11 protein-coding genes are annotated in these 12,639 nt (G+C 42.8%); 1 reads left to right on the plus strand and 10 read right to left on the minus strand.

The annotated features are described in order from the left end of the window. From B4237_RS07595 to B4237_RS07605, 3 genes are all read right to left on the minus strand, one after another. Positions 1-288 (minus strand): biotin/lipoyl-containing protein (locus B4237_RS07595; RefSeq protein ID WP_286942521.1); only part of this gene is annotated, 288 nt, incomplete at its 3' end. Positions 289-290: 2 nt separating this feature from the next. Next, entirely contained in the window at positions 291-3,008 is a 2,718-nt protein-coding gene (gene aceE, locus B4237_RS07600; RefSeq protein ID WP_007481369.1) for a pyruvate dehydrogenase (acetyl-transferring), homodimeric type, read from the minus strand. A gap of 202 nt (positions 3,009-3,210) precedes the next feature. After that, complete coding sequence (locus B4237_RS07605) at positions 3,211-3,912, minus strand: M23 family metallopeptidase (RefSeq protein ID WP_007481372.1); 702 nt, start codon at positions 3,910-3,912, stop codon at positions 3,211-3,213. Between the two features lie 107 nt (positions 3,913-4,019). Between B4237_RS07605 and B4237_RS07610 the strand changes: the two genes are divergently transcribed. Continuing rightward, positions 4,020-4,460 carry a DciA family protein gene (locus tag B4237_RS07610; protein ID WP_004878056.1) on the plus strand — a complete coding sequence of 147 codons (441 nt, stop codon included), beginning with the start codon at positions 4,020-4,022 and terminating at the stop codon, positions 4,458-4,460. Positions 4,461-4,557: 97 nt separating this feature from the next. Here the strand turns inward: B4237_RS07610 and lpxC are convergent, their stop codons facing one another. The 7 genes from lpxC to murG all read right to left on the minus strand — a co-directional run. Next, entirely contained in the window at positions 4,558-5,460 is a 903-nt protein-coding gene (lpxC, locus tag B4237_RS07615) for a UDP-3-O-acyl-N-acetylglucosamine deacetylase (RefSeq protein WP_004878058.1), read from the minus strand. 111 nt (positions 5,461-5,571) lie between these two features. Then, on the minus strand, positions 5,572-6,753 hold the full coding sequence (gene ftsZ, locus B4237_RS07620) for a cell division protein FtsZ (RefSeq protein ID WP_007481374.1): 1,182 nt from the start codon (positions 6,751-6,753) through the stop codon (positions 5,572-5,574). Positions 6,754-6,919: 166 nt separating this feature from the next. Further along, the gene (ftsA, locus tag B4237_RS07625) at positions 6,920-8,182 is read right to left on the minus strand and encodes a cell division protein FtsA (RefSeq protein ID WP_007481376.1); all 1,263 of its coding nucleotides are present in this window, start codon (positions 8,180-8,182) and stop codon (positions 6,920-6,922) included. A 62-nt stretch (positions 8,183-8,244) separates the two neighbouring features. Continuing rightward, positions 8,245-9,102 (minus strand): cell division protein FtsQ/DivIB, encoded by an 858-nt coding sequence (locus B4237_RS07630; protein WP_278595765.1) that lies wholly within the window; start codon positions 9,100-9,102, stop codon positions 8,245-8,247. Positions 9,103-9,108: 6 nt separating this feature from the next. Then, entirely contained in the window at positions 9,109-10,035 is a 927-nt protein-coding gene (locus B4237_RS07635) for a D-alanine--D-alanine ligase (protein WP_007481378.1), read from the minus strand. A gap of 91 nt (positions 10,036-10,126) precedes the next feature. Continuing rightward, the gene (gene murC, locus B4237_RS07640) at positions 10,127-11,578 is read right to left on the minus strand and encodes a UDP-N-acetylmuramate--L-alanine ligase (protein ID WP_019385624.1); all 1,452 of its coding nucleotides are present in this window, start codon (positions 11,576-11,578) and stop codon (positions 10,127-10,129) included. Positions 11,579-11,591: 13 nt separating this feature from the next. Further along, positions 11,592-12,639: undecaprenyldiphospho-muramoylpentapeptide beta-N-acetylglucosaminyltransferase (murG, locus tag B4237_RS07645; protein WP_286942527.1), on the minus strand; the 1,048-nt coding region annotated here is incomplete at its 5' end.

The raw sequence follows: 12,639 nt of genomic DNA on the forward strand, positions 1-12,639 counted from the left end.
TTTTGCTTCTGCTTTTGGCGCTTCCGCTTTCGGTGCTTCGTTCGCAGGTGATTCAGCAGCAGACTCAGACTCTAGTTCGATCAATGCGACGCCTTCAGTAACTTCATCACCCTGTTGAACCAGAATACTTTTTACGATACCTGCCGCAGTGCTTGGTACTTCTACCGTTGCCTTATCTGATTCTAAGACCAGAAGGCTATCGTCAACTGCAACATGGTCGCCTACTTTGACCAAGATTTCTGCAACGAGCGCTTTATCTACGCCAATATCAGGTGCTTGGATTTGCATGATTATTTCCCCTCACCTGTTTGTGTTTCATGGTATTCAGCAACGGCCTGAACTTCTGGATGCGCTTGTGGCGCCCAAGCCACTGGTCGATCCGTATCTAACTCAAAGTTAGAAATTGCATCTTTGACTAAACGTGCGTCTACTTCACCTTCGTCAGCTAATTTTTTCAAAGTCGCAACAACGATATGTGCAGCATCAACACCAAAGAAACTACGCAAGTTTGCGCGAGTATCTGAACGCCCGTAACCATCTGTACCTAATGCAACAAATGGACGACCATCTGGAAGATATGCACGGATTTGTTCGCTATATGCACGCATATGGTCTGTTGCTGAAACAACGATACCCTCTGTACCACGTAACTGTTTAGATACCCAAGACTCTTTCACTTCTTCAGTCAGTGGGTGTAAACGGTTGTATTCTTCACATGCCATACCATCACGTGACAACTCATTGAAGCTTGTTACGCTCCAAACGTTTGAATGGATCTGGTATTCATCACGTAAGATTTTCGCTGCTTTGATCACTTCACGCAGAATGACACCTGAACCAAGTAATTGAACCGTTGCTTTTTCATCTTTTTCGAACAAGTACATACCACGTTTAATGCCTTCCTCAGCGCCTTCTGGCATTGCAGGATGCTCGTAGTTTTCGTTCATTACAGTTAAGTAATAGAACACTCGCTCTTGGTTCACATACATACGTTGTAAACCATCATGTACGATCACAGCCAATTCATAACCAAAACATGGATCATAAGATACACAGTTTGGAATGGTGTTCGCTAAGATATGTGAATGACCATCTTGGTGCTGCAAACCTTCACCGTTCAATGTGGTACGACCAGCAGTAGCACCTAACAAGAAACCTTGTGCCTGTGCATCACCAGCGGCCCATGCAATGTCACCAATACGTTGGAAACCAAACATTGAGTAGTACATGTACATTGGTATCATCGGCAAGTTATTGGTTGAATAACTGGTTGCCAACGCAGCCCAAGCGCTCATCGCACCTGCTTCGTTAATCCCTTCTTGCAACATGTGACCGTCACTTGCTTCACGGTAATGCATTAACTGCTCTTGGTCTTCCGGGGTATATTTTTGACCGTGAGCGGCATAAATACCCAGCTGACGGAACATCCCTTCTAAACCAAAAGTACGTGCTTCATCTGGAACGATGGGTACAACGCGATCTTTAATGGCTTTTTCTTTCAGTAAAGCAGCAATTAAACGCACCATCAGCATCGTAGTCGATTGCTCTTTACCACCTGAACCATTTAATACAGCATCAAATACAGATAACTCAGGAATCGGTAAAGTTTCACTCTCTTTACGACGTGCAGGTAGGTAGCCACCTAATGCTTCACGGCGCGCCTTCATATACTTCATTTCTGGAGAGTTTTCACTTGGGCGATAGAACGGAAGCTCTTCTAACTTGTCATCTGTAAATGGCAGATTAAAACGGTCACGAACATATTTCAAAGAGTCGATCTGCATTTTTTTGATTTGGTGCGTTTTGTTCACCGCTTCAATTTCTTCAGACAAACCGTAACCTTTAACCGTTTTCGCAAGAATAACGGTCGGTTGGCCTTTGGCTTTCATCGCTTCTGCATAAGCAGCAAAAACTTTGTACGGATCATGGCCACCACGATTAAGATTATCGATGTCTTCGTCGCTTAAATCTTTTACAAGTTCCGCAGCTTCTGGGTACTTACCAAAGAATTTCTCACGGGTATATGCACCACCTTTCACTTGATAGCGTTGGTACTCACCATCAACCGTTTCTTCCATGACCGCTTTTAAAGCGCCTGAAGCGTCTTGTGCAAGCAATGGATCCCAATGACGGCCCCACACGACTTTAATCACACGCCAACCTGCGCCACGGAACAATGATTCAAGCTCTTGGATGATCTTACCGTTACCACGTACTGGACCATCCAAACGCTGTAAGTTACAGTTCACCACCCAAACCAAGTTATCTAATTTTTCACGACCTGCCAGTGAAATCGCACCCGTACTTTCTGGCTCATCCATCTCACCATCGCCCAGATATGCCCAGACTTTACGATCTTCCTCTTTAATCAAACCACGATTCATCAAGTACTTTTGAATGTGTGCTTGGTAAATCGACATAATAGGGCCTAAACCCATCGATACCGTTGGGAACTGCCAGTAATCAGGCATTAAATAAGGATGTGGATAGCTTGGGAGACCATTGCCACCGACTTCACGGCGGAAATTATTGAGCTGATCCTCAGTTAAACGACCTTCTAAGAAAGAACGTGCATAAATACCAGGGGCGCAATGACCTTGGTAATAAATCATATCGCCGCCGAAGTTATCCGAAGCAGCGCGGAAGAAGTGGTTAAAACCAACATCATATAAAGTTGCAGAAGATGCGAAGCTTGCAAGGTGTCCGCCTAAGTCATCACCAGTTTTATTCGCACGCAATACCATTGCCAGTGCATTCCAACGAATCAAAGCACGGATACGACGCTCCATATCCTGATCACCTGGCATTGCAGGCTGTTCTTCAACTGAAATGGTATTGAGATAAGGTGTATTTAAGCGTTGGATTGGAACATGTTTCGCAATTGCTCTTTGATACAGTTTTTCGAGTAAGAATGCAGCGCGTTCCGTGCCCATATGTTGTAATACTGAATCAAATGCTTCTTGCCATTCCTGGGTTTCCTGCGCGTCTGAGTCGCCATAAAACGCCATACAATTCACCTTTTCCCTTAAGTTATTTTGACGTTATATATTTATCATGTTTTCACTTCATAAAGGTATTGCCCCAAATGAATACAAAATCCCTTAATATTTTCTCACTAAATAGTCATTGACCCAAATGAAACAAAAAATACAAAAAATCGCCAATAAAGGCGATTTTTTAATATTTCTATACAACTGTTAACAAATTATATTATGGCAACATCGCTAAGTACGGTGAAGGATTTTTGCGTTGACCATCTTTTACAACTTCAAAGTGTAAATGCGGACCTGTACAGCGACCTGTGCATCCAACATTCGCAATATGCTCACCAGCGCTTACGCGATCACCAGCATTCACGATTAAACGAGATGCGTGTGCATAACGAGTGATGTAACCATTGCCGTGATCAATCTCAACATATTGACCGTAGCCTGTACCCCAACCTGATTTGGTAACAACACCTGGACCAGTCGCATAAATCGGCGTGCCTGATGGTGCAGCAAGATCAAGACCAGAATGATGACGCGTTGAACCAAGTAGCGTACGATTACCCCAAGAAGAGCTTACACGACCTTCTTGTAAAGGATGGCTCACCAACCAAGAATAACCTGTATTCGCAGAGAATGACGGTGCATTGTCTTTGCTTGAAATTGCAGAACGGCCGTATTTCTTTTCAATCGTCGCATTATTCAATTCAATAGTTTTTTCACGCAATTGAACTGAAACATTTGAAACTGCTGGCAGATCAATATCATCTGGGTGATTATAAGAACCTTGAGCTAAGGTTTTAGATAACTGTTCTAAACGGTCAGTGTCCGTTGTTTGGCTGATATTTTGATAATCTGCAAAAGCAACCGAAGCAGCTGACGCAGCCAATGAAAATGCGAGTAAAATACGACGCGTATGATGCATAAAAAACCTCTTGAAACCGTCCTTACTAAAGTTCCTTTATCATCTCTTCCTTGATAACAGTTGAACTGAACGCTTAAGATGAACACATAACCTCTGAGGAAGTTAACATGTCTGAACCTACCAACGTTTTTCAACAGAAAGGACAACACATAAAAACTGGAAACTTAACGTTTCTCACTACGCAAGTCACACAATGGAAACAACTTACGAAAATTATTCAACCATTACTGCCCCAACCAGAGCAATGGCAGGTTGTTTGTTATCAACATGGTATTTTGACCATAACAGGTGAAAATCAAGCAATGATCAGTCAACTGAGTTATTTACAAAGTCACTATGTTGCGCAGTTAGCTCAGCTTGAAGGTTTCAAGGAATTACGAAAAATACAAGTCCGGTTGAGAAACAAAACCACAGTCTCTCGTGAACCCTCTCCCCCATCTAAAGCACTTTCATCAGAGACACAAGAGCTATTACGCAGTGCCGCTGAATATGTGAGCGACCCTAAGCTTAGCCAAGCTTTACTACGTTTGGCAAGCAATAAAAAATAATAACCTAGCTTTACAGTAAGAAAACGTACACAAATTTTGTGACAAAAATCTCAGATTATATTGTTATAATATAACATACCCACTGAAAGACAATGACTTATGTCACACTCACGTATGGAATTGGACATTCATTCTCGTTAACAAATGTTACAATTTCATAGCTGCTTGGATCGTTTTGAACATTGCGCAAAAGCTGGTTATTTAGCGCATGTCCAGATTTATAGCCATCAAACTTGGCAATAACTTGATGCCCAAGCAAATATAAGTCACCCACAGCATCTAAAATTTTATGGCGCACAAACTCATCAGCAAAGCGTAAACCCTCTTCATTGACGACACCCGTATCATCTACACCAATTGCATTCTCTAAACTTGCACCCAATGCAAGATTATTGGCTTTCAAATAATCCAAATCTTTCATAAAACCAAAGGTACGCGCCTCACTGACTTCATAGACAAATGTTTCAGTGGAGAAATCAATGGTGACAGACTGGTATTCTTTAGCAAAGGCAGGATGATCGAAATCAATAGTAAAGTTCAGTTGAAAACCTGAATGAGGGGTAAAAATCGCACGTTTATCTTCAATCAAAGCTTCGACAGGCTTAAGAATACGAATAAACTTCTTTGGGGCATTTTGTTCCGCTAACTCACCTTGCATGAGTAAGTAAATAAATGGTCCTGCGCTACCATCCATGATCGGTACTTCAGAAGCAGAGACTTCGACAATGAGATTATCAATGCCTAAGCCAGCAATCGCACTCATGACATGCTCAATTGTGCCGACTTTAATGTCTTCTCGAACCAAATTGGAACACATAAAGGCTTCTTGAATCAATAAAGCGTTGGCAGGGATATCAACGGGTGGGTTGAGATCAATACGGCGAAATACAATCCCTCCATCAATATGATGCGGAACAAAATTAATCAGCACTTTTTGACCACTGTGCAGACCAATACCGCTCGCTTTCACCACACGTTTTAGAGTTCGTTGTTTCACCATGCCATGCTAACTTCATTTGCAAAAACCGATATAACTTAGCATATTTTGCCATTTTAAAAAAATAAAAAAGGGGGCAATTACTTACCCCCTTTTCATAAATAATTGATTTTATTATTTACGCTGTTGATTTTTTAGATAGTCCTGAATGCTCATCGGAGACGAACGTGGCGTAGAACTTGGTGCAGAGCTAACTGGTGCTTCAGTATTTGTACGTTTACTGATCGCTGGTACATCGTCTTCATCAACAGATTGCTGTGCAACTTGAGCTGATGCGTGATGTGAAGGAACAGTACGTTTCTTATGTTCAACTTCAGTTGCATTACGCGTTAAACCTGTCGCTATAACAGTTACGCGAAGTTCATCACGTGCATCAGGATCAAATACGGTACCGTAGAAGATTTCACCTTCATCCAAATCAACGATTTGGTTAACGACATCCGTAATGATCTCAGTTTCACGTAGGGTAATATCATCACCACCCGTGATATTAATCAACACGCCTTTGGCATTGATAATGTTGACGTTATCAAGCAACGGACTACGAATCGCTTGTTCAGCTGCTTGACGAGCACGATCTTCACCACGACCTAAACCAGCACCCATCATTGCGTAACCACGAGTACTCATTGCAGTTTTCAAATCTGCGAAGTCAAGGTTAATATGACCGCGGTTTACAACCAAGTCAAAGATACTGCGTACCGCATTGAGCAATACATCATCTGCCTTTTTATAGGCATCTTTCATTGAAATATCGCCATAAACACTGAGTAAGCGCTGGTTCGGAATGATGATAAGCGAGTCAACATGTGCTTCTAAAGCATCAATACCTTTTTCTGCAGACTTTTGACGACGGCGACCTTCAAAATTGAATGGTGTAGTTACCACACCTACTGTCAGAATACCCATTTCTTTGGCAACTTCAGCAACTACGGGTGCAGCACCTGTTCCTGTTCCGCCACCCATACCAGCAGTGACAAATACCATGTCAGTACCTTCAAGATGCTGACGGATGACTTCACGACTTTCTTCCGCTGCAATTTGTCCCACTTCTGGGTTTGCACCAGCACCTAAGCCACGCGTACTTTGTTCGCCTAATTGAATTTTAAATGGCGCATTCATGCTATCTAAAGCTTGTTTGTCGGTGTTCGCACAAACAAATTTCACACCTTGGATATCAGATTGCACCATGTGCTGGACAGCATTACCACCACCACCACCAACACCAAATACTGTGAAACGGGCTTGACCGTTGCCATCGTCTAGTTCATCTTCTATAAATTCAAATGAGGCCATGACCTTTAGATTTCCTAATATATAAATGGCAGTTACTTCAGCCCGTTACTGCCTTGATTTTTAAAACACCTGCTGTTTAGGATGCTGTTCAATATTCGTCAGCTTGTCAAGTCCAGTGACTTAGTATTACAACTTCCTAACAATTTTTCCCCAAAATGCCTACAACTTAGAATATCGCCTTAAGCTTACTGTTTAATGCATTCCAGCCATTTGAGACGCGATCAATAAAACTACGATCACTTGCCTCCTCTGGCTCTTCTACTGCATCTTGTAGATCACTTTGGCTAAACATCAACAATCCAGCCGTCGTTGCATACATCGAACGACGTAATGCTGGTAAGTGTTGATCATCAGCATAAACCTGTAATGGTGGATTTCCTAAATGTGCAGATACCCCAAGCATACGACGTGCCAAATTGACCATACCTTCGATCTGACATGCATCCCCAGTTAAAACCACCCCATGATATAAACCGTGAATTGCACCGCTATGCTCTAGTTCTTCACGAATTGATGCAAAGATCTCTTCATAACGCGCAATAATAATTTCTGCAAGCTCAATACGACTGATGGTTTGTGTACCATCAATTCCTTGAACTTGAATCATGTGATCTGGTTTCACAACACTCAGGTCAACACAACCATGTAAAATCTTGATGCGCTCAGCTTCTTCAGTTGTGGTCTGCAATACCGCAGCAATATCACGCGTTACATTTTCACCGCCGCGCGCGAGGGTACGCGCCAAAGCTAATCGACCATCTAAATACACAGCGAGATTGGTAATACCTGCACCAATATCAACAAGGCAAACGCCATATTCTTTTTCATCTTTGAGTAGACTTGCTTCAGCAGTCGCCAAGCAAGACACCACCATTTTTTCTACCCCGATATTGGCACCTTTCATGGCGCGATCAAGGTTTTGCATAGTGCTAATTGGCATCATCATTAACTGATAATGACCCGTCATACTATGTGCAGACATATTGACTGGGTTTTGTACCCATTCAGCAGAGTCACCAAGTTCAAAGCCTAAAGGAACTGCACTTGCCAAATAATAATCAGGCGAAACATGACTTGCTTTCGCCAATTCTAATGCTCTAACCACTTCATTTGTTGTAATAATATGATCATGGTTAGCAACAGGCGTACGCCCTGAAGCATAAAAACTTTGTAATTCTGTACTTGGAATCGACACCCACGCACTATGAATACGGCATTCAGCCATATCCTCTGCTTCGGATACTGCATTTTTGATCGCAGCAATCACCTTGTCTAAACTGACAATCTTGCCTTTAACCATACCTCGGTTGCGAGCAGTTGCCATGCCAATGACTTGGATCTTATCCGGTGCATGGATCTTACCAATCAAAACTGAGACTTTATGAGTCCCAATATCAATCGCAACAACTGAGGGAACAGCTTCACTCATTACTTAAATACCATTTCTTTAATGTTGTTTAGGACCACTGCCTATTATTTTCAAGCCACGTATTATGGCTTTGCCTGAATTGTACCTGCAAGGCTTGTGTCATCAATCGTTACAACAAACTGACCATTCACAATCTTGGGCGGTGCTGCATTTTTCCATTGAATCGCTAAGCCATTCCGATATCGCAAATCAATCGACGAAATTTTTGACCATACAGGTTTTAGATCTGTTTGTGCCAAATGGCTTAAGCGTTGTAATTTATTCATGGTCTGATCCTGATCAACGATAATGCGCAAGCCAGAATCAAACTGCATAAACCACGTCATACGCTCAGTTAAATACAACTCTTTTAAACGCAAATTTGCAGGATGAAAAAGCTGATTAATTTCATTATAGCGACGCATCATCATTTTGGATTGGCTGACTGGACCATGTAAAAGCGGCAAGTTTGGATGTGCGGTTAACACAGCCTCGCTAAATACATCTCCATTATCACTGAGCAAGCGCCCTGTTCCCCAACGTGCAATTGCATGACGCGGCATAACGCGCACTCGAATTGCATTTGGCCAAGCCCGTGATACAACCACTCGATCAACCCATGAGACCTTTAATGCTTGATCTCGAATTTGTTCTAAATCGGACGTGAAATAGTTATCTTTAATCACTGGATCCAAATGTTGAATCATCTGTTGATTTTCGACATCTGAATGGGTACCAACCACCTGCAATTCCGCCACTTTTGCATCAGTCATGACTTTATATAAACCATAAAGACCAATGGCAAGAACAGCAAATGCAATAATCAACAATGCCCAGCCACCCGCATTCACCATTTTTTGTTTTGGCGAAGGCGGTTTCTCGTGAATCGAGCTAATCGCTGGTCGTGTTTTACGACGCATTGATGCAGGAAGTTGAGCCATAAATAGTTAGACCGACTCAGTTAATGTTTGCTCTAAGATCGCAACACAAAGCTCATCAAAACTATAACCAACTGCTTGTGCTGCCTTCGGTACCAAAGAATGACTGGTCATACCTGGTACAGTATTTACTTCTAATAACCAGAAATTCCCTTGTTCATCCTGCATCGCGTCGATACGTCCCCAGCCTTCTGCACCCACTGCTTGAAATGCACGTAGACACAATGCTTGCAAGTTTTTCTCTTCAGCGTCACTCAATCCGCAAGGAATACCATATTCGACATCATTGCGTTGATATTTTGCTTCATAATCATAGAAAGCAACATCTGCTGGTGGTTGTAAACGAATGACTGGCAAGGGCTGACCATTTAAAAATGAAATCGTAAATTCACGCCCTGTAATCCATTTTTCTGCCATAACCACAGCATCATGTGCGGTCGCTTTTGCAATCGCAGCAGCAAAATCTTCTGCTTTCTCAACCTTGCTCATGCCCACACTTGAGCCTTCGTGAACAGGTTTGATAATCACAGGTAGACCAAGATCGGCAATCACTGAATCTAAATCAGTTTCTTTGGTAATAATACGATACGGCGCTGTTGGTAAATCACTACCCTGCCAGATTTGCTTGGTTTTGACTTTGTCCATACCAATCGCAGAGCCTTGCACACCTGTTCCTGTATAAGGTAGGTTCAACCATTCCAAGACACCTTGGATTTGGCCATCTTCACCACCACGACCATGTAATACGATAAAAGCACGGTCATAAGCAACCAGCTCTGTCACGCTACGATCTTGAGGGTCAAATGCTTCTGCTTGCACACCCGAGCGCAATAATGCTTCTAATACGGCTTGACCGCTGTCCAACGAAACAGCACGTTCAGCCGACTTCCCACCCAATAACACGGCAACTTTGCCGAATTTTGCAGCATTTGACACGTTTATATCCTTAAAAAACTTCATATATTCTAGTAAATCCCTCCCCCGCCTCCCTTTAAAAAGGGAGGGGTTCCCCCTTTAACAAAGGGGGTTAGGGGGATTTGGCATACAAGCGATGCTGAGCCAATTCTACCGAAATTGCACCAACGTTACCTGCGCCTTGTGTTAATAACAGGTCATTCGCTTGTAACACTTTTTGTAAAACACTTGGCAAGTTACCTTCAACAGGGTCAACAAGAATCGGTTCAACCTGACCACGCAAACGAATACTGCGTGCCAATGCTCGACTATCCGCACCCACAATCGGTTTTTCGCCCGCAGGATATACCTCAAGCAATAATAGCTGATCGACTTGCGATAACACATCGACAAAGTCATCGAAACAGTCACGAGTACGGCTAAAACGGTGTGGCTGGAACATCATGACCAAACGACGATCTGGATGGCTTGCTCGCGCTGCCTTAATTGTTGCTTCAACTTCTTTTGGATGGTGACCATAGTCATCGACTAATTTCACTAAGCCTTCGCCGACTTCAAATTCACCCTGAACTTGGAAACGACGACCAACACCGCTAAAGCCTGCTAAAGCACGGCAAATCGCACCATCAGAAACACCTTCATCTGTCGCAACACCAATCGCAGCAAGTGCATTTAGGACATTGTGTAAACCCGGTTGATTAATCGTGACACGTAATGGCTCACGATCTTTACGCAATACCGTAAAGTGCGAACGCATGCCTTCTTGTTCAACATCGACCGCACGAATGTCATTGCCTTCATCAAATCCATAGGTCAATACTGGACGACCTACACGCGGCAAGATTTCACGGATATTGGCATCATCACCACACACTACGGCCAAACCATAGAATGGCAAGTTATGTAAGAATTGAATAAAAGTATCTTTTAATTTATCAAAGCTACCTTCATAGGTATCCATGTGATCTGCATCGATATTGGTCACAATCGCAGCCATCGGTTGCAAATACAAGAAAGAAGCATCTGATTCATCCGCTTCAGCCACGATAAAACGACTCTCACCCAATGCAGCGTTGACACCTGTACTATTGAGCAAACCACCGATTACATAAGTTGGATCAAGGTTTTCTTCTGCCAACATGGTTGTTAGTAAACTTGTGGTCGTAGTTTTACCATGCGTTCCCGCAACTGCAATACCATGACGGTAGCGCATTAACTCACCCAACATTTCTGCACGACGCACAATTGGAGTACGTTGCTCAATGGCCGCTTTAATCTCTGGGTTTTCAGGGTCAATTGCCGTTGAAACAACCAGTACATTGGCATTTTTAATATTGTCAGCAGAGTGTCCAATAAATACTTTAATACCATTTGCTTCAAGCTGAGCTGTGGTTTTTGACGCTTTAATATCAGAACCTGAAACTTTATAACCTTGGTTACTTAATACTTCGGCAATACCACACATCCCCGCACCACCAATACCAACAAAGTGGATATGTTTAATACGGCGCATTTCAGGCACTTTGATCAGCTTTTTGGCTTGGTTTGGATTCGTTGGAGACATAGATAAACTCGAATTACAATTTTTTAATCAGATCAACCACATGCTGAGTTGCATTCGGTTGTGCTTGTTGGCGTGCTTTGATTGCCATTTCAGAGAGCAGTTGGCGATTTAATAATTTGGCTAACAACTCATCTAAAACAGCGGGTGTCATTTCTGCTTGTTGGCAAATCTTTGCAGCGCCGACATTGGCAAGGAATTTTGCATTTGCAGTTTGATGATCGTCTACGGCAATCGGCAAAGGTACAAACACTGCGGCTAAACCTGCTGTTGCAACCTCTGTCACCGTCAAAGCACCAGCACGACAAATAATTAAATCTGCTTCACTATAGGCCTTTGCCATATCGTGAATAAATGGCTCAACCTGAATATTTAAATTTGCAGATGCACCCTGATAACGTTCACGCGTAATCTCTTGCTGATTTTGACCACATTGATGAAAAACATTCAGTGGCAAATTGACCTTTTTCAAGGCTTCTGGCAAACGCTCATTGAGCGCTTGAGCGCCTAATGAACCGCCTACAATCAAAATATTCAACGGCAACTGCGCTTGTTCACGCGTTTGATAACGCCAAGATGGATTTAAAATCGCAGTGATTTCCGCACGCACAGGATTGCCTGTGGTCACGACTTTATCACTATTTGCGAAAGTATTTGGAAAAGCCTGACAAACTGTTGTTGCGACACGCGCCAGTTGGGTATTGGTAAATCCTGCAACAGCATTTTGTTCATGGATCAACACAGGGATACCCAATAAACGTGCAGCTAAACCACCCGGCCCTGCAACATAACCACCAAAGCCAGCAACAGCATCAATCTTAAGTTGTTTCATATAGCGCATCGCGCTTAATGTGGCTTTTAAAATTTTAAAGGGTGCACTCAGTTTACGTAATAAACCATTGCCACGTACACCTTGAATATCAATCTGATAAATCGGAATATTTTGATCTTTGAGTAACCGATTTTCCATTCCTGTAGGCGTCGCTAACCAAGACACTTGGCAGCCTTCTTGTTGCAGTTGTTTGGCAACAGCAAGCGCAGGAAAAACATGCCCACCTGTACCA

This window comes from Acinetobacter sp. UBA6526 (assembly GCF_002434875.1).
GTDB classification, from domain to species: Bacteria; Pseudomonadota; Gammaproteobacteria; order Pseudomonadales; family Moraxellaceae; genus Acinetobacter; species Acinetobacter venetianus.